Here is a 20115-nt window from a genome sequence, read left to right on the forward strand (position 1 = left end):
TTGCCCGCCCGTGCGGGGCCTACTTGCGCCGGCCCGCCGTCGAGACGGTTCCCTCTCCGCCCGCGAGCTTCCACTCCTTGTGGAGCGAGCCCAGCGGAATGGGCTTCTGGAAGATCGGCGTGCCGAAGATCTTCAGCTGGAGCTGGAGGGCTCCGGCCAGGTCCAGCCCGCCGTACGCGGCCCACTTGCCGGTGGCCGAAGCCGAGCCGTCGGCGGCCGCGGCGGCCCGCCCCTCGACCTCGGCCCGCAGGTACGGGGCGACGTCGGCCGTGACGCCGACCGCGCCGTACAGGCCGACGGACGCCTCGGCGCCGAGCGTGGCCTTCACCTTGCCGGCCGCCGCCACCGACGCCTGCGGCGAAGTGGCCGTGATGTCGGAGGTGTTGACCGGCGACCAGCCCTTGCCCTTGGTGTACTCGCCGCCGACGCGGAAGCCTCCCTTGAGGTCCTCCTTGACGTCGACGTTGACGTGGCCGTCGGCGTCCACCTGCAGGTAGCAGGTGAGGCCGAGGTTGACCACGACGGGCACCGCGCCGACCTGGATGACCGGCGAGGCGTGCAGCTTGGCGAACGGCAGCCGCAGCGGCTTGCCCTCCGTCGAGGCGGCGGCCTGGCCCTTGAGCTCCCACTGGGAGGACCAGTCGCCCGACAGGGACACCGAGGCGCCGGCGGGCGCCCCGCCGAAGCCGGAACCGCCGCCGTCGTAGGCGAAGTTCACCTCCGGAGCCAGCTGGACGTAGCCCGAGGCCGACGCGGAGGCGGACGCGGGGGCGTCCTTGGCGGTGGCGATGGACGTGCCGACGTCGATCCGCAGGTTGCCCAGCGGAAGCTTCGCGCCCTTGGGCCCGAAGTGGAGGTTGCCGGTCTTCGCCCAGGAGACCTTGACGCCCTTGACGAGCGGCTCCACGCCGACCGTGGACGGGTCCACGGGGACCGATCCGCCGGCCTTGGCGTCGCCCAGCAGGGCGCCCATCGTCGCCGGTGCGGTGTTGACCTCGGTGCCCTTCTCGGTCTTGCCGAGCACCTTGGTGACCTTGGCGAGGACACCGTCGGGGGCGCCGGGGGCGGGGGCGCTGGCGATGATGTCGCCGACGTCCACCTGGTTGTTCTTCTCGGGGGCCGCGCTGCTTCCGGCGCTCGCCGAGCCGGAGGGCGTGGGGGTGCGGCCGGGGGCCAGGCCCTTCGGGGGCTTCGCCGCGCCGGAGATGACGGCGCGTCCGCTCTTGCGGTCGAACGAGGCGACCTTCAGAGAGGACTTCTGCGCCGCCTTGCCGGAGCCGGACGGGCGGGCCACGGCGGTCGGGGCGCCCGCGCCCTCGGGCGCGGCCCGGACGGCGAGCTGGGGTTCCGCGGCGGGCGGACGGGCCGCTGCGGCCTTCTCGGTGCCGGCGCCGGTGTCACTGCCGGACGGCCCGGAGGCCGCGGAGCATCCGGTGGCGAGCAGGGAGGCAGCGGTGATGGCGGGTAAAGCTATGAATCGTGCGGGCTTGCGCAAATTCGATCCTCGGGAGCGTGAGGTGGGGGCAGGTCGGAGGAGTTCGCACTCCGGCCCGCATCACACGGCATGGACGGGTGAACCGGACGGCTACCCGCCGGTAACGGCATGATCATGCCATGGGCGCGCGTGCCCTCAGAAGCCTTAAACCACTGGCGGGCAGTGATCTGGATCACTGCCCGCCAGTGGGGTCGCCCGGCGTGGAAAGTTCAGTTTTTGACCGAGCGCAGAACGACGAACTTCGGGTCGCTCGCCACGATCTCGCAGTTGCCGAAGAGGCGGCGCAGCTTCACGTGGTACCCGAGGTGGCGGTTGCCGATGACCCACAGCTCCCCGCCGGGCCGCAGCGCGGCACGCGAGCCGGTGAACATGCGCCAGGCCGTCGCGTCGGTGGTCGACTGGTGGGAGTGGAAGGGCGGGTTGTTGAGCACCAGGTCCACGGAGTCGGCGGGCATCCCCGACAGCCCGTCGCCCACCCGGAACTCGGCCGCGGCCCGCGCGCCCGCGTTCTCCCGGAACGTGGCCTCCGCGGACGCCACCGCCTGGTACGACTCGTCGACGAACACCACCTCGGCCTGCGGGTTGGCCAGGGCCGCGGCCGTCCCGACGATGCCGTTGCCGCAGCCGAGGTCCACGATGCGCTCCCGGCCGTGCCGCTGCGGAAGGTTGCGCAGGAAGAAGCGGGTGCCGATGTCGAGCCGCTCGGCGCAGAAGATGCCGGCGTGGTTGGTGACCGTCAGCCCGGAGGCCGGGCCGATGCCCAGCGGCAGCGAGTAGCTGTGGGGCCAGGGGCTCGCGGCCCGGGGGAGGGCGGGGTCCGGCGAGCAGAAGATGAGCCGGGCCTTCTTCACGGCCAGCGAGGTCCGGGTGGGGCCGGCGATCCGCTCGAACAGCTTCAGCGTCGAGGTGTGGATCTCGGTCACCTTGCCCGTGCCGACGACGACGGTCCCCGCGTGCAGCCGGGGGGCGAGCCGGTGCAGCTGGTCCTCCAGGAGCGCGAGGCTCTTGGGCACGCGGACCAGCAGGACGTCGATGCGGTCCGGCGGGGCGTCCTGCGTCGACAGCAGGGTGGCGGCGCCGGGTGCGACGCCGTTGCGCTCGAGGTTCAGGCGGGTGGCCTGCTGGGCGAGGAACGAGTCGGTGATCTGCACCGGGCTGTGGCCCTGCCCGGCGAGGGCGGTGGTCAGCGCGCCCCACCGGTCGCCCAGCACGACCACCGTGCCGGACAGGTCCGTGGGGCCGTCCGCGGTCTCCGCGCTCCCCGCCAGATGGCTGAGGAGGTATTCATCGGCGGCGTCCCAGGCTCGGAGCTGGTCGCGGGGGTCCTCGGGGAAACGAGTCAGGCCCAGCTCGCCCCATGGCGTCATCAAACGGTTCATTGTGCCCTCAGGCTAGTCGAGACCCGCGGTGTAGGTGAGCACGGCCGCTCCGCCGGCGAACGAACGGCTGTCGACGAGGCCGAACCGGCGGGGCCGGAACGCGGCGCTGAAGAGCGGGATGCCGGCGCCGACGGCCACCGGGTAGCACTTGACGATCAGTTCGTCGATCTCGGGCAGGAGCGTACCCGCGAGCTCTCCGCCGCCGCACAGCCAGATGCCCATGCCGTCCTGCCGCTTGAGCTCGCGGACGAAGGCGACCGGATCGTCTCGGGTGCCGGGAGTCCAGGTACGTGGCCATCTCCTCGGAGTGGGGGAAGGAGTCGGAGCCGCCGTCGGGGCCGGCGATGAAGCCGTCGATGGTGGTGGCGACGTAGTGGGTCAGCTTGCGCATACGGGTGTCCGTTCCCTCGGTTCGACTCCATCCGTAGTACTACGCCTGGAGTGGTTTGATGTGGGAAGCGGAAGAGGAAGCGCGAGAGGGAAGAAGAGAAGACCGATGCGACAGAACCCGGAGCGCCGTGCCGCGCTCGTCGACGCCGCCATCGAGGTCCTGGCCCGCCAGGGCTCGCGCGGGCTCACGTTCCGCGCCGTGGACACCGAGGCCGCCGTCCCCAACGGCACCGCCTCCAACTACTTCACGAACCGCGACGACCTCCTGAACCAGGTGGCCCGCCGCACCCGCGAACGCCTGTCGCCCGACGCCTCGGCGCTCGCCGGCACCATGGAGGCACCCCCCTCGCGGGACCTGGTGGTACGCCTCCTCCACGACCTCGTCGGGCGCATGCGCGAGGACCGCAGCAGCTACCTGGCCATGATGGAGCTCCGCCTGGAAGGCACCCGGCGGCCCGAACTGCAGGCCATGCTCACCGAGGTCTTCAGCAACAACGTCCAGGAAGGCATCCGCTTCCACCTCGGCGCCGGCCTGCCCGGCGACCGGACCACCGTGCTCCTGCTCTACCTCGCCATGAGCGGCTTCATCGTGGACGACCTCACCGTCCCCGACGTCCTCGCCCCGTTCCCCCTCGACGACCTGATCGCCGGCCTCGTGGACCGGACCCTCCCGCCCCCCGCCGCGGAGTGAGCGCCGCACCGCCCGTCCCGATCACTGGGTAAAGTGTCGCCGCCACACGAACAACGCAGGTGAAACGGGGTCAGGGCATGGGCATACTCAACCGGGTGAAGAACCTGGGCGACCAGGTGGGAACGGCGGCCACCTCCTTCGGCAAGGACGTCGCCAACGCCGTACAGCGCGGCGTCGACGCCGGGCGCGCCGGCACCAACGCCTCCGGCGACTGGGCCCTCTCCGTCCTGCGCTCGCTGCCCGCCCCCGCCGCGCCCACGCCCGTGGAGTGGGAGTTCTCCCTCGGCGCCCTGATCTGCCGCCACCCCAAGGTCCCCGCCATCACCGCCAAGGCTCTGCGCCCGCTGGACGGCATCGGCGCGCTGCGCTTCGGACCCGAGTCGGTCGGCTTCGACGGCGAGGACATCCCCTGGGACAAGGTCGTCCACCTCCAGCTGCACGACGCCTTCAGCGCCATGACCACGGAGGCGCTGGACGCCGAGATCGACCGGATCCGGGACCTCCTGCCCCCGCTCCCCGGGCGGAAGTGGGTCGTCACCAAGGTGGTCGAGGGCCTCGCCTCGGTCATGCTCGCCGCGCTCGAGCAGGCGGGCGAGCAGCGGCTGGAGACGGTGAACGTCGCCTGTGAAATCACCTACCGCGGCGCGCTGGGAATGAAGAAGACCCTGCGGGCCAACATGTTCAGCACGGCCCTGCTGGCCCAGCAGGCCGAGGTCATGCACAGCCTGGTGCTCACGGCCCAGGCCAAGGGCATCCCCGTGCTCCCCGCGGAACCCCCGCTGCACGGCACCAAGACCGGCGAACGCGTCCTCGCCCTGCGGGCCCGCACGGACACGGTGGCCGCCCAGCTCCGGGCCGAACAGGCCACGGAACAGAGGGCGCTCGACACCCCCTGACGTGCACCGGCCCCGGGCCTGCGCTGCGGGCCCGGGGCCGGCGTGCGATGGCCGGATTGTTTCGCCGAGGGCCGGCCGCGGGGCGGCGGCCGGCCCTGCGGGTCACACGGAGGCTGCGGCCTTCGCTTCCGCCTCGCGCCGGAGGAGCTTCTTGTCCGGCTTGCCCGCGTCCGTCAGCGGGAGGGCGTCGATGAAGGAGATGCGGGCCGGCTCGTACATGGCGCCGCGCTCGCGGTTCACCATCTCGCGCAGCTCCTTCTCGTCGAGCTCGCTGCCGGGGGCGGCCACCACCGCCGCGTACACCTGCTCCATGCGGTTGGCGTCCGGGACGCCGAAGACGGCGCTCTGCAGGACCTGCGGGTGGGTGTTGAGCAGGTCCTCGAGCTCGGTGGTGTACACGTGGCCGCCGACCACCACGATCATGTCCTTGATCCGGTCGACGATGGTCAGGTAGCCCTCGTCGTCCAGGAATCCGATGTCGCCGGTGTGCAGCCAGCCGTCCCGCAGGACCTCGGCGGTGAGCTCGGGCTGCTTCCAGTACCCCTGCATGATGTGCTCGGAACGCACGCAGACCTCGCCGTGCTCACCGGTGGGCAGGTCGCGGCCGGACTCGTCGCGTATCGCGATCTCGACGCCCTTCATGGCCTTGCCGGCGGTGCGCAGCCGGTCCGGGTTCCCGGGGTCGTGGTCCTCGGGGCCGAGGACGCTGATGCCGCCCGCCTCGTTCTGCCCGTAGAACTGCGTCAGCACGGAGCCGAAGCGCCGGACGGCGGAGGCGAGCCGGGCGGGGGAGGACTGGCAGCCGCCGTAGGTGATGTTGCGGAGGCTGGAGGTGTCGGTGCGCTCCACCTCCGGCTGGTCCATGAGCTGGTACAGCAGGGGCGGCAGCAGGAACATGTGGGTGATGCGCTCGCGCTCGATCGCCGCCAGGGCCTCCACGGGATCGAAGTCGTCGAGCAGGACGACCGTGCCGCCGCTGGTGCGGAGGGTGACGTCGGCGAGCAGGCCGGCGGCGTGGGCGAGCGTCGTGCAGACCAGCTGCCGCATCCCGTCCTCGTTCGTGCCCTCCGGCTCCAGGATCTCGTCGACGTCGTCCTGGAAGCCGGGCAGCCGCTCGAAGGCGGTGCAGATGGCCTTGGGGTGGCCCGTGGTGCCGCCGGTGTGGCGGATCATGCAGATGTCCTCGGGGCGGGCGAGGCCGCCGAGCGGTTCGGCGGACTCGCCGGCGGACAGCTCCAGCAGGTCCGCGCCCACCTCGGCCGGGCCCAGCGAGAGGACGGTGCGGACCTCCGTCAGCCCGGCCAGTTCGGCGGCGCGCGACGCGTAGGCGGGGTCGGCTATCAGGGCGCGCGTCTCGACGTCGCGGATGATGTTGGCCTGAACGTCGGCCGCCAGCTTGTTGTAGAGGTGGTTGACCGAGCAGCCGATCAGGTTGGCGGCGTAGCGGGCGGCGATCGTCTCCGGCAGGTTTCCGCTGAGCAGCGTGACGGTGTCCCCTCGCCCGATGCCCTGGGCGAGCAGCGCGCGGGCCATGCGGTGGACGAGGTCGCGCAGTTCGCCGGCGGTGACGCGGCGGTCGTGGTGAACGACGGCCGTCCTGGTGGGTTCGGCTCCCAGGACGTCGAGGTTCCGCTCCACATATGTGCGGAACTGCTGCGCCGTGGCGGTCATGGGTGATTCCTCCTGATGCGGCAGTACGATTGCCGGCAGTTGACTTAGGCAACCAGTTGGATGGTAATGCCAGCGATCAACAGCTCCAAGTCGGCAGGCGCCGCAGCCGCGCTTCACGCGACCGAAACGTCGATATTCGGTCAACAGGGGGGAGGAGCGCGGTGACAAGGGTGCCGGGCGGCCGTCCACTCGGCCGCCCGGTCCGCGCCCCGTCCGTCAATTGACCGGAGTCCCCACGCGCAGCCGGTTTCCGTCGGGGTCCTGCAACTCGATCTCGCGTGCCCAGGGGGCGGAAACGGGTGGGACGCCGAACTCGGCGGCGACGGCGTCGATATCGCGGACCCGCAGATAAATCAGCGTGCCGGGCCGGGCGTCCCCCTGATGCTCCGACAGGAACAGCCGCACCGGCCCGCGCGCCACCTCGACGAACGCCGGGAGGCCCGGCTCGAAGCGGTGTTCCCACTGCTCGGTGAAACCGAGCCGGGCGTACCACGCGACCGCTGTGCGCGCGTTCTCGACATAAAGCACGGGGATGGCTTCTTCGTCCACGGTGCCATCATTCCAGACCGCGCGGATCGCCGAGTGCGCCGAGCGGGCCGGGTGCGGGCAGGAGCCGCCCGGTCAACTCCCCTCCCGCACGCGGCACAACGCCGGTCCGGTCGAACGCGCATTTCCCCGAGATCTTGGTTCACCTGCGTGGCGCGATACCGCTAATGTGGGTGAGCCAAGTTGGTTCCCCCCACGTGTCGGCAGCGATTTCCCGTGTCCGCAGCAAAGCGGAATCGCGGATTTCGAAGTGCGGCTTTTCCCCTGCCCGTTCCGCTCGTGGAGTCCCCTGGCCATGTCTTCCTTCAGAACTTCCCCGGCTTCCCCGGAATCTCCTTCCTCCTCCGCCCTTCGCCGTCGCTGGGTTGCCGCCTGCGGCATAGCCCTGGCCGGCGTGCTCACGCTGGCCGGCTGCACCGGGGGCGACGAGGACACGTCGCCGGGCAAGAAGCCCTCGCCCGCCGTCTCCGCTTCGGTGTCCGCGACCCCGTCCCCGTCCCCCTCGCCCTCGACGCCGCCGTCGGACGCTCCGACCACCGCGCCTTCCCGCAGCGCAGCACCCTCGCCGGTCCTGCCGAAGCCGCCGCGCAGGACAGCCACCCCGCCCGCTGCCGAGCAGACCGGTGCAGCCGGCTCCGCGGCCCGTACGCCCGCGCCGGGCAACGCCGGTACGACGTGCGAGATCCGCTCCAACGCCGGCAACTGCTACAAGGCGGGCCAGTTCTGCCGTTCGTCCGACGCCGGGGCGCGCACGCACGACGCCCAGGGCCGGGTCATCATCTGCGGCAGCGACAGCGGCAAGCCGCGCTGGCACTACTGACGGCCCCGGGACGTAGAGGCCGCGCGCCGTCCCTCCGTACCGCGCTCCGTACCGCCCTCCGTACCGGCCGCCGCAGAGCGGCCGGTACGCGGGACTATCGCGCGTAGGGGGCGTTGACCTCGCCTGCGACCTCCTCGAACACCGCCAGGGCGTCCTCCGGCATCTCCTGATGCCACCGCAGATCGAGCACCACGGCGGGCGGATGCCGGGAGTAGTGCTCGCGCTTGGCCGCGTCGACGGGGAAGTCCGCCGGCGCCGTACCGTTCGCGCGGGAGCCCCGCGAACGGGCGAGGAGGAAATGGGTGCCGCTGTTGCCGCCGAGCGGATGCTGCTCGCTGTTCCACGGATCGAGCATCGCGGGCTCGTAGGCGAGACCGAGCGAGGCGGTCAGCCGGCGCAGCGTGCTTTCGGTGCTCGTGGCCAGGTCCTCGTAGTGGAGGCGGGACACCGGGCCCGGCCAGCGCGCGGCGAGTTCTTCCGAGGCGCGGATCTGCGCCGCCCACTTGCCGACGTGCTCACGCGCCGGGATGTGGGGGTACTTGCGCAGCTGCGAATTCACGACGGCCCGTCCGTCCCGGCCCAGGAGGAGGAGATGGGCCGGGACGACGTCCCGCACCGCTGCCGCCTGCATCTCGATCCAGCCGACCGCCTTGGTCGATTCGACGACGACGGGGCGCCCGGACCGCACGGACAGGGTTTCGTACAGGTCCGGTGAGCCCGCGAGCCCCAGGCCGTCGCTGCCCGGGCGCAGGCCGGCCCACACGGAGCAACCGGCTCCGCAATAGGTGCACCGGACCGTCCACCCGTCGTCCGTCACGGCACCCAGGCGCGTGCTGTTCCACGCCTCACCTGCGTAGAAGATGGACGCGTGCGCACCCAGCAGCAAGCCGAGGAGCGTCGTACCGGAGTGCCCCGCGCCGGCGATGAACGCCACCCTTCGGTTGACCCGTCCGTCGGGGTTCATCGCAGCCCTCCGCGTCAGCGCCGGACCCGCCCGGTCGGTCGTTCACCCATGATGCCCCGGTTCCGCCGCGCCCGTGCCGGGAAGGTGCGGAACCGGCTTGTCGCCGGGCGGGTCCGTGGGCGGCCCGGCAGGCGGCGCCGCGGGCGGAGCGGTGGGCGCGGGCCCCTGGGCCGATCCGGCCGTCGGCGCCGTGGCGGGTGCGGGGACCGGGGCGGCGGGCGCGGGTACGGGCGCGTGCCCGGGAGCGGACGCGGGGGCGGAAGCGGCGGGCGCCTGAGCGCCGCCGGCCGGCGCGCCGCCCGGCGGATGGGCGGGGAGCACGGACGGCAGGAGGGGGACTTCCGGTTGCCCGGGCTCCAGGGAGGGCGGCATGAGGTGCGCCGGCGTGGCGCGGGCGAGGTCGAGCGCGTACTCGGCCCACCAGCGGCCCGCGGGCGGCGCACCGCGGCAGGCGCCGTCGGACTCGCCGGGCCGCTTGATCCACAGGAATGCGTCGACGCGCGGGTTCCCCGTGGCGGTGCTGGGCGGGGCACCGAGGGCCCGCCCGGGCGGGTTGCACCAGGACTCGGGCTCGTGCTCCTCCTCCCCGTCCTCCGGTTCCGCTTCCTCCCCGGGGCCCCGCGTGCCCACGGCCCTCCTGGCCTCGGTGGCCGCCGGCACGGGCAGCTTCTCCTTCTCCTTTTCTTTCTCCTTCTTGTGTTCGTCCTTCTTTTTCGCGCCCTCCGGCGGCGCCGGAAGCGGGCCGTTGCCGTTGCGGCTCGTGTCGATGACGTAATGGGCACCGCCGAGCAGGGCGGAGAGACGGTCGCCGTAAGCGCGGGTGACGGGCGTCGTGTGGAAATTGGAGACGTTCAGCGCGAACCCGTCGGCCTCGGCGATCCCCGCTTCGGTGAGCGCCGTCACCATCATGTTGTGGTCCTGGATCCAGCCGGGGTTCCCGGCGTCGATGTAGACGGAGACGCCGGGCTTGGACTTGAAGGTCCGCACGGCCTGCGCGATAAGGGCCAGGCGCTGCTTGGCGGCCGCTGCGGGGACGCAGCCCGACGCCCACTGGGCGAGCGCGTCCGGTTCGAGGACGATCCAGGCCCGGCGCGCGCCGATGCCGGCCGCGGCCCGCGCGGCCCAGGCGCGGTAGTGGGCGGCGTCGGGAGCGCCGCCCGACGAGTACTGACCGCAGTCGCGCTGGGGGATGTTGTAGGCGACCAGCACGGGAATGACCCCGCTGCGCTCGGCCTGCCGGGTGACGCTCTCGGCCTGCGCCTTCGGATCGTCACCGGTCAGCCAGACCGCCATGGGTTCCTTCGCGATGCGCTGCAGGACGACGGCGTCGTCCTCGCGCCCCTGCTCCTGCCAGACCCGCACCTGACGGGCCGCCGGGCCCCGCGGCTCGACCCAGAAAGGGGACGTGGCATCGAGGTTGTCGTCGTCCTCCGTCAGTGCCTCGCTGGCCGGTCCGGCCAGCGACAGCGCCCCTGCGCACACCAGGACGACCGCACCGCAGCGCAGGGCCCGGTTCCTCGCCTTCTTCTTCGCTCCCGCCGGTCTCGTCGTACTCGTCGTTCTCGTCGTGGACACCCGGGCCTTGCGGGGCCGGGCCGTGTGTCGCCGGGACTTGTGTGACATCGATCCCCCAATATTTCATATCGGCCGATCTGTCCATTCCAGACAGAGTGACAGGTGTCGACCCGTCAGACACGTCGGATTACGCCGGACGGGGTTTGAAAAAAGGGGAAATCGGAGGAGAGGCGCGATGGTGCGCATCGGATACACGATGATGACCGAGCAGGCAGGCCCCCGTGAACTCGTCGCGCACGTGGTGGGTGCGGAGGAAGCGGGATTCGACTTTTCCGTCACGTCCGACCACTACTTCCCCTGGCTCGCGTCCCAGGGCCATTCGCCCAACGCGTGGGCCGTCCTGGGTGCCGCGGCGCAGGCGACCTCGCGGATTCCGCTCATGACGTTCGTGACCTGTCCCACCACGCGCTACCACCCCGTTGTCGTCGCCCAGCAGGCGGCCACGGTGCAGCTGCTCTCGCAGGGGCGCTTCCGCCTCGGGCTGGGGTCGGGCGAGAACCTCAACGAGCATGTGGTCGGACGCGGCTGGCCGGGCATCAGCGTCCGGCACGAGATGCTCGAAGAGGCGGTCTTCATCATCCGGGCGCTCCTGGACGGGGAGCTCGTCACCCACCACGGCACCCACTACGACGTCGAACACGCCAAGCTGTGGGACGTTCCCCGGCCCGCCCCGCCCATCGGCATCGCCGTCTCGGGGGAGCACTCCTGCCGCCTGGCAGGCCATCTGGCCGATGTGGTCGTCGCGACCGAGCCCCGGAGGGAACTGCTGGAGGCGTTCGACCGCCACGGAGGCGCCGGCAAGCCCCGCATCGGACAGCTGCCCGTCTGCTACGACACCGACCACGACGCGGCGGTCGAGCGGGCCCACGAGCAGTTCCGCTGGTTCGGGCTCGGCTGGCCGGTCAACTCCGAGCTGCCGCACGACGCGGCCTTCGCCTCCGCGTCCGCTTCCGTCACCAAGGACGACGTCGCGAAGGCGATCCCCTGCGGATCCAATACGGACCGCTTCGTCGAGGCGGTGCGGGCCTACACGGAGGCGGGGTTCACCGAGGTCGCCCTCGTCCAGATCGGCGGCGACCAGCAGGCCCCGTACCTGGACTGGGCCAAGAGGGAGCTGCTCCCCGCCCTGCGCACGCTCTGAGCGTGCGCGCCGCGGGCGGCGCCCGCCGCACCCCTCACAACTGGAGGATGTCGGCCAGCTTGTAGGCCGCCGGTTCCTCCAGCTGGGCGTACGTGCACTGGTGCGGCTCACGGTCGGGGCGCCAGCGGCGGAACTGAGTGGTGTGCCGGAAGCGGTCGCCCTGGAGGTGGTCGTAGGCGACCTCGCAGACCCGCTCGGGCCGCAGGGGCACCCAGGACAGGTCCTTGGTGCCGGTCCACCGGCTGGGCCCGCCGGGCATCCGGCCGGCTGCCTGCGCCTCCTCGGCGGCCCACTCCTGCCACGGGTGCCCCTCCACCGTGGGCATCCGCAGAGGTTCGAGCTCCTCCATCAGCTCCTGCCGGCGGCGCATGGGGAAGGAGGCGCAGACCCCGACGTGCTGCAGCCGCCCGGCCGGGTCGTAGAGGCCGAGCAGCAGGGAGCCCACGACGGGCCCGCTCTTGTGGTGGCGCAGCCCGGCGACGACGCAGTCGGCGGTCCGCTCGTGCTTGATCTTGGCCATGGCCCGCTCGCCGGGCCGGTAGGGGGAGGCGGGCGGCTTCGCGACGACCCCGTCGAGCCCGGCCCCTTCGAACTGCTCGAACCACGCGTGGGCCGTCTCGAGGTCGTAGGTGGCGGGTGCGATGTAGACCGGGGCCCGTACGCCCTGCAGCGCCGAGGTCAGTGCGTCCCGCCGGTCCCGCTGCGGGGTCGTCAGCAGGGATTGCTCCCCGAGGGCGAGCAGGTCGAAGGCGATGAAGCTCGCCGGGGTGACCTCGGCCAGATGGCGGACGCGGGAGTCGGCGGGGTGGATGCGTTCGAGCAGGGCGTCGAAGTCCAGTCGCCCGCCGCGGCTGATGACGATCTCCCCGTCGAGCACGCAGCGGGGCGGGAGCTGCTCGCGGAAGACCTCGACGAGCTCCGGGAAGTAGCGGGTGAGGGGTTTGCTGGAGCGGCTGCCCAGCTCGACGTCGTCGCCGTCGCGGAAGACGATGGCCCGGAAGCCGTCCCACTTCGCCTCGTACAGCATGCCGGGCGGGATCTTCGCCACGGACTTGGCGAGCATCGGCTGCAGCGGGGGCATCACGGGGAGATCCATGACCGCGATTGTGCGGGCCCCGGGCCCCGGCCGCCTCTTCGCGCGCCCGCGCTCCCGCACGGCGCCGCCCGCAGGCGCCGTGCGGCGGGGGCCTCTAGCGTGAGGGGTATGGCAGAGGAGGCGCTGGAGCTCACCGCCGGGGAGCGGACCGTACGGCTGTCGCACCCGGACAAGGTCTACTTTCCCGAGCGCGGCTTCACCAAGTACGACCTGGCCTGCTACTACCTCGCCGTCGCCGACGGCATCGTCCGGGCGCTCAAGGACCGCCCGACCACGATGGAGCGCTACCCGGACGGGGTCGAGGGGGAGTCCTTCTTCCAGAAGCGGGCGCCGAAGAACCTGCCCGAGTGGATCCCGACCGGCCGGATCGCCTTCCCCAGCGGCCGCTACGCCGACGAGATCTGCCCCAACGAGCCCGCGGCCGTGCTGTGGGCCGCGAACCTGGGCTGCCTGACCTTCCACCCCTGGCCCGTGCGCCGGACGGACACCGAGCACCCCGACGAGCTGCGCATCGACCTCGACCCGCAGCCGGGCACCGGCTATGCGGACGCCGTCCGTGCCGCTCTCGGACTCCGGGAGGTCCTCGACGGCCTGGGCCTGACCGGCTGGCCCAAGACCTCCGGCGGGCGCGGGCTGCACGTGTTCGTGCCCATCGCGCCGCGGTGGACGTTCGTCCAGGTGCGCAGGGCGGCCATCGCCGTCGCGCGGGAGCTGGAGCGGCGGTCGCCGCAGGAGGTCACCACGGCGTGGTGGAAGGAGGAGCGCGGGGCCAAGGTCTTCGTCGACTACAACCAGACCGCCCGCGACCGCACCATCGCCAGCGCCTACTCGGTGCGGCCCCGCCCGCACGCTCCGGTCTCCGCACCGCTGACGTGGGACGAGGTGGCCGGCGACGCGGTGCCCGAGGACTTCGACCTGGCCACCATGCCCGCCCGGTTCGAGGCCGTGGGCGATCTGCACGCGGGCATGGAGGACCGGCCGTGCGGGCTGGAGGCGGCCCTGGAACTGGCCGACCGGGACGAGCGCGAGCACGGGCTGGGCGACCTGCCCTATCCGCCGGAGCACCCGAAGATGAAGGGCGAGCCCAAGCGCGTGCAGCCCAGCCGGGCCCGCAAGGACCCACCCCCGTCCGGCTGAGAGTGCTTTGTCCAGGTTTAATCGAGATTGCGGCGTGGTACGTCGGCATTGCTTCATCAACCCCTCACACAGGGAGCCCCCATGCCCAGGACCCTCGCAGCCCGCAGCAAGAAGATCTCGACGGACGCCATCGTGGTGGCCGCCCTGGCCGGCTCGCTGCTGGCCGCCGGATCCGCCCAGGCGGCCTCGGGCCCCGGCGTCCCGCCGGTGCCGCAACGCCCCGCAGGCACCATCACCAGCCCCACGGGCGTCAACGAGCGGATGTACCCCAGCACGGACTCGGCCGTACGGGGAACCTTCGGCCGCGGCGCCAAGGTCGGGCTGCGCTGCAAGGTCCACGCCCAGAGCGTCGGCGGGAACGACGTCTGGTACATGCTGCGCAACCGCCCCACCTGGGTCGCGGCGGCCTACGTCGGCAACGTCAGCGCCGTCCCGCTGTGCAAGGACGTCAACCGCGGCACCGTGGAGGACTCTCCCGCCACCCGGGCCGCGATGGGCTGAGCCGCCGTCACGAGCCGTAGCCCCCGCACGAACCGCCCGCACGGTGCCGGACCCCCGTCAGCGTGCGGGTGTCAGACCGTCCTCGGCGGCGCCCCGGGACAGCACGGCCTCGGTGATCTCCTTGCGCGCCCGGCCCAGGACGGCCCGCCCGCCCGGCCGGGCGCGCAGCGAAGGAGGGAGCTCCAGGACGCGCCACGGCGGCCCGTGGTCCGTGACCTGCGGGATGAACTCGGCCTTGACGACCCGCCAGCGCGAGCCCGCCCGGGCGGGCGGGGCGAACGTGAAGCGGGCGATGCTGCTCTCGTTGCCCCGCAGGTCCGGCTCGCCCTGCGGGTTGATCATCCTCCCCGCGAGCTGATCGCCCATCCCGTAGACGACCCACGTGCCGTTGACCTTCTCGTAGGCCTGCGGCACATGGTTGTGCGTGCCGAGGACCAGATCGACGTCCGGCCGACGCCTGCCGCCCGCCCGCGTCAGCTGGCGGGCCAGGGACAGCTGCTCCTCGTCCGGCTCGCTCTGCCACTCGGTGCCCCAGTGCATGCTCACCACGACGACGTCCGCCCCCGCCGCCCGGGCGGCCCGCGCGTCGGACAGGATCCGCGCCGGGTCGGTGAGGCTGACCATCCACGGGCGCTCCTTCGGCACCGGAGCGTTGGTCGCGTAGGTGTAGGCGAGCTGAGCCACCCGGGCGGGCCCCGCCCGCAGGAGCGTGACCTGCCGCGCCTCGGCCTCCGAGCGCGCCGAACCCGCGTGCCGCAGGCCCGCCTTGTCCATGGCCGCGAGCGTACGGGCGACCCCCGCACTCCCCGCGTCCGTCGTGTGGTTGGACGCCGTCGAGCACGAGTCGTACCCGGTCTCCTTCAGCGCGCGGGCGACCTGCGGCGGTGAGACGAACGACGGATAGCCGCGGAACGGCCCCTCCTCCTTGCCGTAGACCGTCTCCATGTGGCAGATCGCCAGGTCCGCGGCGGACACCGTCCCTTTGACGCCGGCGAACATGGGGCCGAAGTCGGGTTCCTTGCGGGCGCCTTCGCCCCTGCCGCCCTGCCGCCGGGACCGGGCGCCGTCCTGCTGCGCCTGCCGGATGATCTCGTCGTGCGGCAGGACGTCGCCGGAGGCCACCAGGGTGAATCCGGTGCGGGTGGGCCCGGGCGGCGGTGCCGTGCGCGCCCCGGGCCGCGGGCCGGTGTGCCTCCCGCTCCCTTCCGCCGCCCGTTCCAGGAGCGGACCGGCCGGGTGGTCCGGTCCCGGACACCCCGTCACCCCCGCGAGTGCGGCGACTACGCCTGCCGTGACCGCGCAACGCCTGCCCGCGGCCCTCTTCGCCGTATCTTTCATCGCCCAGCAGCTCCCGGTGCGCCCGCGCGGCCTCACAATGCCTTATAGGACGTATATAGGGGAGTGATATCGCGCGCGGGGTCGGTTACTCCGGGTGGCTGATGGCAACGGATTGTGCTGCCGCTGCGGGAGGCGGGCGGAATAATGGTGGTGTCTTGTTTCCCGGCCGAATGCTGTCGTGATGCTGTGTAAGGACTGTCTGAACCCGGTCATCGAGGGCCCCGAGGGCGGTTACGTCTGCGGCCAGTGCTTCCACGTCGTGGAGCCCAACGGCTACGCGGAGCGACGGGCCGAGGGGGTGCGGCGGGCCGCCGAGGAGCGCCGCATCCGGACGGAGGAACGGCGTGCCCGGGCCGAAGCCCGCAACCGCACCTGGCCCTGACCCCGGAGGGCGGGGCCGGTCGCCGCCGGCCGGAGCCCCGTACGACGCCCCGGACGGCGCAGGACCTCGACGCACCCCGTGCCCCGGCGCGCCCGTGGCCTCAGCGCGCCCCGGGCGCGGGCCTCCCGCCCGGCGCGGCCGACGGGGGCTGTTCGCTGCCGCAGTAGCGGCACTTGAGCGCCGCCGCGGGGAGGTCCTCCGACAGGCAGGCCGGGCAGGTCTTGAGCGGGCCCGGGTCCGCGAAGACCACGACCCCGCGCCGCGCCTGCACGTGCTTGTACGGCACGACGATGAAGAAGTACACCACGGCCATGAAGATGAGGAAGTAGACGGCCGCGGAGAGGAACGAGCCGAGGTCCAGGTACGTGTTCTTGTTGCCGGCCCGGCCGAGCTGCCAGCCCAGCCCCATCGAGTGCCCGCCCTGGGCCCGGGCGATGATCGGGTTGATGATGAAGTCGGTGAACGCCTTGATGAGCGTGCTGAGGGCCAGCGCGATGATCAGGCCCACGGCGATGGTGACGATGTCACCGCGCATGACGAAACCCTTGAAACCTTTGAGCATGACCGTCCTCCGGACGCGACCGGCTCCCGCGCACGACCGGTTCCCGGAGTCGGAACCGGCTTGCGGAATCCGGACAGCACGCTACATTCCGTCACACCGCCCTCAGCGGTACGGCACGCCCCGGCGGGCGGCTCACACCGCCGGTCCGCCGAATTCCCGCACGGCATCCCCGACGATGGCCTCCAGCCGCTCGTGGTGCGCCCCGCGCCAGTACACGCGCTCGCAGGCCGTGCACTGCGCGAAGACGTCGTACGTGCGCCGCGTCCCGTGCTCCAGCCGCTCCGCCACGGTGTCCTTCGCGGCCTCCGCGAGCCGCCCGTTGCAGGCGGTGCACCGCGTCCACGGCGCCAGCACCGGCATGAAGCGGCTCAGGACGTCGCGCAGTTGCTCGTCGGGCCGGTCGCTGTAGACGTAGGCGCCGGCCCATATCTCGCGCCGCCGCAGCAGCCCGCGGTCGCGGCTGAGCAGCACCCGGCGTTCCGCAGCGGAGAGCGCCGCGAGGGCGGGGTCGCCGATGTCCTCGCTCTCGTAGGCCGCGTCCACGCCCAGGAGGCGCAACCGGCGTGCGAGCGTCCCGAGATGCACGTCGAGGAGGAAGCGCAGCGGCGCGCCGGGCACCTGCTGCGGGCGCTCGACCGCGCACACCTCCACCGATTCCCCCGCCGCGGGGACGTGGGCCGCGGGCGCGGGCCGTCTGTCGACGAGCAGCCGGCCGGCCTCGGTGAGCGGGACGCCCAGTGACTCGATGACGTGGCCCAGCGACGACGACGCGTCGATCGCGACGGGCGCCCGCTTCCGCCGCAGCTCGGAGTTGACGAAGAGCTGCAGCTCAGGGGCGACGGTGACATGGATTTCCGGTCTGCTCACGCCGTCAGCATGCCACTCGCGGGGGCGCTGCCGGGTGCCGGGTGGCGGCTGCCGGGCGGGCCGGGGCGTGGGTGGTCGTCCGCCGGCCCGGGCCCGGCCCCCTGACAGGGGCCGGAGCCGGGAGGCGCCTCGACGGGACGTCAGGAGGCGCTGGGCAGGGCCGGCACTTGATGGGTCGGGCAGGTGTAGCCGTTGCCGTGGATGTAGCTCCAGCCGAGCTCCTTGATGTGGGGCGTGGCCGTGTGCGTGTGGTGCAGGAGGTGCCCCCACAGGTCGTCGTCGCGCGAGGGGCCGGGGTCGGGGATGACGAGGTCGAAGGTGGTGTGGGTGGTGCAGCCGTGGTGGTCGCACGCCAGGTAGAAGCGGACGGGTCCGGGAGTTTTGCCTGCAGTGGTGAGGCTCATGGGTGCAACTCTCGGGGGATCCACCGGGCGGAGGAGGCCGGATCCGCGGATCTCTCCCCCGCTCCGGTGACGCAGCGTGTGACGGCGGCCGGGGCCGGGTAGTCCTCTTCCCCTGGCACACCTTCGGATTTCGCCGCCGTCCGCTCATGAGTTCTGGCGGGCTGATTACTGTGCGTAGGCGGACCGGTCGCGGGCCGTGCCGCCCGGCGGGCCCGGCGGCGGGGTCCGCGGCACGTGCGGCTACTGACGGACCGTCCAGTGGTCGTTGGCGCCGGCCTGGAGGAACTTCAGCGGCGGGCAGAGGAAGTCACGGCCCTGAGGGCCGGTCTCGGTCCACGGCGAGTCGGCCGGCCGGGCGGGCTTCCACGCCCCGCGGCTGCGCAGCGCGACGGAGCTGGAGTCGAAGACGGTGTTCCTCGCCTCGCTGCAGTAGTAGCCGGTGCCGGTCGCAGGGTTGACGCTTGCGTAGATCTCGAACATGTCCCAGCCGTGCGAGAGCCCGCTCCGGTCCTGCCCCGCGTTCCGGAAGAGCAGGTCCCAGCCGGCCGTGCGGTAGTTGTAGAGGTACGCGGACCACCGGTTGGCCGAGGCGTCGTCCTGGACCATCTGCACGCTGTAGGCGGGCCGCCCGGTCGCGCCGTTCGTGTACGTGGCGAGGAACGAGGCGTCGACGGCCACGGTCTTCGCGGGGCCTCCGGGGTCGGAGCACCAGTCCCAGGCCCAGATCTCGTTGCCGCTGCTCCAGTAGGCCGTGACCACTTCCATGCACGAGTTCTGTGCCTTGGTGGTGGGGGAGTAGGTGAAGTTCTCGCCGTCCGAGACCCGGTAGGAGGCGTCGACGCTGTGGGTGGCCATGATGCCGTCGTGGGTTCCGGGCTGCGGGAAGACGCCCCACCAGTTGTGCGTGAGGCCGGCCTCGGGTGTCGCGGTCCCGCCGCCGGTCGTGCGCGCGTGGTTGCTCAGCGAACCGGCCGAGGTGGCGGCCCGGCGGCCCTCCGCGAAGATGCGGGCGGCCCGTTCGCGGGCGGCGGAGTGGCCGGAGGTGCGCGCGCCGGTGACCGTGCCCCGGTGCGGGGCGTCGGGCGAGGGGGCGGGCGCGAGGGCGGCGCGTGCCGCGGGCTCCGCCGGCCGGGGGTGGGAGGCCGCGGGCGCCGTGCTGCCGAGGGCGGCCACCGCCGCCAGGACGGACAGCAGGGCCGCGGCGGTGCGGGTGTGCGGGCGGCGGGAAGGGGATCTCTTCATGGCTCCTCCGGGCAGGGCGCAGGGGAGTGCGGTGGGGGGTGGGAGCACGGTGCCGCCGGGGGCGGCGGCACGGTAGTTGGTCCGGTCCAAGCAATGAGAATGTCCATGACAATCCCTGGTGTCAAGGGATGCGGAACCCGGGACGGGGCCGGTGCGACGGACCGGTGTGCGGCTGAGGCGCGCTCAGGAGGCCGGTGCGGCAGGGCGGTGCGCCAGGCCGGTGCATCACGGCGGTGCGGGCCCGCCGGGCCCGCACCGCCGTGCCGGTTCCGCAGGCGCTCAGCTCAGGATGCCCTGCAGCACCCCGCCGACCAGGCCCACCAGCCCGCCGACGACCCCGCCGACCGTGTGCACCAGGCCGCCCAGCAGCCACGTGACCACCGAGAGCAGCCCCGAAGAGTCGTGGTCGTCGTACCGGTCGTCCTTGTGTCCACCCTTGTGTCCACCCTTGTGCCCACCCGTGTGCCCGTCCTTGTGCCCACCCTTGTGCCCCGGGCTGCGGGCCAGGTCGGAGACGTCGACGCCGTCCTTGGCCAGGTAGGCCGTGGCCGCGGCGGCGTCCGTCGTGGCCCTGGTCATCTTCTTCAGGTCCGGCCGTGCGGCCTTCGCCTGCTCGGCCAGCGCCGCCCGGGCGTGCCGCAGTTCCTCCAGGTGTCCCTTCAGCTTCGCGCACGTCTCGCCCTGCTCCGCGTCCCCGGCCGCGTCCGCCGCGGAGCACTCCTCGACGGCCTCCGCGGCCCGCTGGCCGATCACGTTGCGGTCGATGGCCCGGGCGCCGGCGGCGGCCGCCTCGCGGGCCGCCCGGGGATTCGCGGCCGACGGTTCGGTCACCACGGGCTCGGTGGGCGGCATCGGGGGCGGGAAGCCGGCCGACGCGACGGCGGAGCCGGTCGCGCCCAGGGCCAGCGCACCACAGAGAACACCGGAGACCATGAGAGCGGTTCCGCGGGAAGCACCCATGAACGAAACTCCTTCGGGCAGGGCGGGTGATCTTTACGCTCACCTTGCGCCCGGCCCC

At 72.6% G+C, this 20115-nt stretch carries 20 protein-coding genes and 1 pseudogene; 7 read left to right on the forward strand and 14 right to left on the reverse strand.

Features of this window, described 5'->3' with window-relative positions; translation table 11 throughout:
• Positions 1–19: 19 nt before the first annotated feature.
• The 3 genes from ACFPP6_RS19725 to ACFPP6_RS19735 all read right to left on the reverse strand — a co-directional run bounded on the left by ACFPP6_RS19725 (position 20) and on the right by ACFPP6_RS19735 (position 3096).
• Positions 20–1495 carry a hypothetical protein gene (locus ACFPP6_RS19725; RefSeq protein WP_382043907.1) on the reverse strand — a complete coding sequence of 492 codons (1476 nt, stop codon included), beginning with the start codon at positions 1493–1495 and terminating at the stop codon, positions 20–22.
• A 209-nt stretch (positions 1496–1704) separates the two neighbouring features.
• The gene (locus tag ACFPP6_RS19730) at positions 1705–2865 is read right to left on the reverse strand and encodes a methyltransferase (protein WP_382043910.1); all 1161 of its coding nucleotides are present in this window, start codon (positions 2863–2865) and stop codon (positions 1705–1707) included.
• Between the two features lie 21 nt (positions 2866–2886).
• Positions 2887–3096, reverse strand: coding sequence for a dihydrofolate reductase family protein (locus tag ACFPP6_RS19735; RefSeq protein ID WP_382043912.1), 210 nt, complete (start codon positions 3094–3096; stop codon positions 2887–2889).
• Between the two features lie 274 nt (positions 3097–3370).
• Between ACFPP6_RS19735 and ACFPP6_RS19740 the strand changes: the two genes are divergently transcribed.
• Positions 3371–3955 carry a TetR/AcrR family transcriptional regulator gene (locus tag ACFPP6_RS19740; protein ID WP_382043915.1) on the forward strand — a complete coding sequence of 195 codons (585 nt, stop codon included), beginning with the start codon at positions 3371–3373 and terminating at the stop codon, positions 3953–3955.
• Positions 3956–4032: 77 nt separating this feature from the next.
• Entirely contained in the window at positions 4033–4851 is an 819-nt protein-coding gene (locus ACFPP6_RS19745; protein ID WP_382043918.1) for a hypothetical protein, read from the forward strand.
• Positions 4852–4953: 102 nt separating this feature from the next.
• Here ACFPP6_RS19745 and ACFPP6_RS19750 read toward each other — a convergent pair whose 3' ends face one another.
• Positions 4954–6522 (reverse strand): AMP-binding protein, encoded by a 1569-nt coding sequence (locus ACFPP6_RS19750; RefSeq protein WP_382043921.1) that lies wholly within the window; start codon positions 6520–6522, stop codon positions 4954–4956.
• Between the two features lie 216 nt (positions 6523–6738).
• Entirely contained in the window at positions 6739–7071 is a 333-nt protein-coding gene (locus ACFPP6_RS19755; protein ID WP_382043924.1) for a glyoxalase superfamily protein, read from the reverse strand.
• 292 nt (positions 7072–7363) lie between these two features.
• On the opposite strand from ACFPP6_RS19755, the gene ACFPP6_RS19760 reads away from it, so the two are divergent.
• Complete coding sequence (locus tag ACFPP6_RS19760; protein WP_382043927.1) at positions 7364–7888, forward strand: hypothetical protein; 525 nt, start codon at positions 7364–7366, stop codon at positions 7886–7888.
• Between the two features lie 94 nt (positions 7889–7982).
• Here ACFPP6_RS19760 and ACFPP6_RS19765 read toward each other — a convergent pair whose 3' ends face one another.
• Positions 7983–8852 (reverse strand): hypothetical protein, encoded by an 870-nt coding sequence (locus ACFPP6_RS19765; protein ID WP_382043929.1) that lies wholly within the window; start codon positions 8850–8852, stop codon positions 7983–7985.
• A 381-nt stretch (positions 8853–9233) separates the two neighbouring features.
• A pseudogene (locus ACFPP6_RS19770) lies at positions 9234–10427 on the reverse strand (glycoside hydrolase family 6 protein); the annotation flags it as partial.
• 175 nt (positions 10428–10602) lie between these two features.
• Between ACFPP6_RS19770 and ACFPP6_RS19775 the strand changes: the two are divergent.
• Positions 10603–11568, forward strand: coding sequence for a TIGR03557 family F420-dependent LLM class oxidoreductase (locus ACFPP6_RS19775; protein WP_382043932.1), 966 nt, complete (start codon positions 10603–10605; stop codon positions 11566–11568).
• Between the two features lie 34 nt (positions 11569–11602).
• Here ACFPP6_RS19775 and ACFPP6_RS19780 read toward each other — a convergent pair whose 3' ends face one another.
• Positions 11603–12664 (reverse strand): ATP-dependent DNA ligase, encoded by a 1062-nt coding sequence (locus ACFPP6_RS19780; RefSeq protein ID WP_382043935.1) that lies wholly within the window; start codon positions 12662–12664, stop codon positions 11603–11605.
• A gap of 108 nt (positions 12665–12772) precedes the next feature.
• On the opposite strand from ACFPP6_RS19780, the gene ligD reads away from it, so the two are divergent.
• The gene (ligD, locus tag ACFPP6_RS19785) at positions 12773–13801 is read left to right on the forward strand and encodes a non-homologous end-joining DNA ligase (RefSeq protein ID WP_382043938.1); all 1029 of its coding nucleotides are present in this window, start codon (positions 12773–12775) and stop codon (positions 13799–13801) included.
• 81 nt (positions 13802–13882) lie between these two features.
• Positions 13883–14302: an SH3 domain-containing protein gene (locus tag ACFPP6_RS19790; RefSeq protein WP_382043940.1), complete on the forward strand. Its 420-nt coding sequence runs from the start codon at positions 13883–13885 to the stop codon at positions 14300–14302.
• 57 nt (positions 14303–14359) lie between these two features.
• Here the strand turns inward: ACFPP6_RS19790 and ACFPP6_RS19795 are convergent, their stop codons facing one another.
• The gene (locus ACFPP6_RS19795) at positions 14360–15640 is read right to left on the reverse strand and encodes a CapA family protein (protein ID WP_382043942.1); all 1281 of its coding nucleotides are present in this window, start codon (positions 15638–15640) and stop codon (positions 14360–14362) included.
• A 181-nt stretch (positions 15641–15821) separates the two neighbouring features.
• Between ACFPP6_RS19795 and ACFPP6_RS19800 the strand changes: the two genes are divergently transcribed.
• Positions 15822–16022, forward strand: a complete 201-nt coding sequence (locus ACFPP6_RS19800; protein WP_058043383.1) for a hypothetical protein — start codon at positions 15822–15824, stop codon at positions 16020–16022.
• 100 nt (positions 16023–16122) lie between these two features.
• Here ACFPP6_RS19800 and ACFPP6_RS19805 read toward each other — a convergent pair whose 3' ends face one another.
• From ACFPP6_RS19805 to ACFPP6_RS19825, 5 genes are all read right to left on the reverse strand, one after another.
• Entirely contained in the window at positions 16123–16584 is a 462-nt protein-coding gene (locus tag ACFPP6_RS19805) for a large conductance mechanosensitive channel protein MscL (protein WP_382043946.1), read from the reverse strand.
• A 132-nt stretch (positions 16585–16716) separates the two neighbouring features.
• Positions 16717–17451, reverse strand: coding sequence for a Mut7-C RNAse domain-containing protein (locus ACFPP6_RS19810; protein ID WP_382043949.1), 735 nt, complete (start codon positions 17449–17451; stop codon positions 16717–16719).
• Positions 17452–17591: 140 nt separating this feature from the next.
• The gene (locus tag ACFPP6_RS19815) at positions 17592–17855 is read right to left on the reverse strand and encodes a hypothetical protein (RefSeq protein ID WP_058043386.1); all 264 of its coding nucleotides are present in this window, start codon (positions 17853–17855) and stop codon (positions 17592–17594) included.
• 240 nt (positions 17856–18095) lie between these two features.
• Positions 18096–19097: a carbohydrate-binding protein gene (locus tag ACFPP6_RS19820; RefSeq protein WP_382043952.1), complete on the reverse strand. Its 1002-nt coding sequence runs from the start codon at positions 19095–19097 to the stop codon at positions 18096–18098.
• 279 nt (positions 19098–19376) lie between these two features.
• Positions 19377–20057, reverse strand: a complete 681-nt coding sequence (locus ACFPP6_RS19825) for a hypothetical protein (protein ID WP_382043954.1) — start codon at positions 20055–20057, stop codon at positions 19377–19379.
• Between the last annotated feature and the right edge of the window lie 58 nt (positions 20058–20115).

This window comes from Streptomyces aureoversilis, assembly GCF_042657885.1.
Lineage (GTDB): Bacteria > Actinomycetota > Actinomycetes > Streptomycetales > Streptomycetaceae > Streptomyces > Streptomyces aureoversilis.

Coding starts and splice junctions, on each gene's coding strand:
- ACFPP6_RS19735 (WP_382043912.1), bottom strand. CDS start 3,096: ATGGGCATCTGGCTGTGCGGCGGCGGAGAGCTCGCGGGTACGCTCCTG.
- ACFPP6_RS19740 (WP_382043915.1), top strand. CDS start 3,371: ATGCGACAGAACCCGGAGCGCCGTGCCGCGCTCGTCGACGCCGCCATC.
- ACFPP6_RS19745 (WP_382043918.1), top strand. CDS start 4,033: ATGGGCATACTCAACCGGGTGAAGAACCTGGGCGACCAGGTGGGAACG.
- ACFPP6_RS19750 (WP_382043921.1), bottom strand. CDS start 6,522: ATGACCGCCACGGCGCAGCAGTTCCGCACATATGTGGAGCGGAACCTC.
- ACFPP6_RS19760 (WP_382043927.1), top strand. CDS start 7,364: ATGTCTTCCTTCAGAACTTCCCCGGCTTCCCCGGAATCTCCTTCCTCC.
- ACFPP6_RS19765 (WP_382043929.1), bottom strand. CDS start 8,852: ATGAACCCCGACGGACGGGTCAACCGAAGGGTGGCGTTCATCGCCGGC.
- ACFPP6_RS19775 (WP_382043932.1), top strand. CDS start 10,603: ATGGTGCGCATCGGATACACGATGATGACCGAGCAGGCAGGCCCCCGT.
- ACFPP6_RS19780 (WP_382043935.1), bottom strand. CDS start 12,664: ATGGATCTCCCCGTGATGCCCCCGCTGCAGCCGATGCTCGCCAAGTCC.
- ligD (WP_382043938.1), top strand. CDS start 12,773: ATGGCAGAGGAGGCGCTGGAGCTCACCGCCGGGGAGCGGACCGTACGG.
- ACFPP6_RS19790 (WP_382043940.1), top strand. CDS start 13,883: ATGCCCAGGACCCTCGCAGCCCGCAGCAAGAAGATCTCGACGGACGCC.
- ACFPP6_RS19795 (WP_382043942.1), bottom strand. CDS start 15,640: ATGAAAGATACGGCGAAGAGGGCCGCGGGCAGGCGTTGCGCGGTCACG.
- ACFPP6_RS19800 (WP_058043383.1), top strand. CDS start 15,822: ATGCTGTGTAAGGACTGTCTGAACCCGGTCATCGAGGGCCCCGAGGGC.
- ACFPP6_RS19805 (WP_382043946.1), bottom strand. CDS start 16,584: ATGCTCAAAGGTTTCAAGGGTTTCGTCATGCGCGGTGACATCGTCACC.
- ACFPP6_RS19815 (WP_058043386.1), bottom strand. CDS start 17,855: ATGAGCCTCACCACTGCAGGCAAAACTCCCGGACCCGTCCGCTTCTAC.
- ACFPP6_RS19820 (WP_382043952.1), bottom strand. CDS start 19,097: ATGAAGAGATCCCCTTCCCGCCGCCCGCACACCCGCACCGCCGCGGCC.
- ACFPP6_RS19825 (WP_382043954.1), bottom strand. CDS start 20,057: ATGGGTGCTTCCCGCGGAACCGCTCTCATGGTCTCCGGTGTTCTCTGT.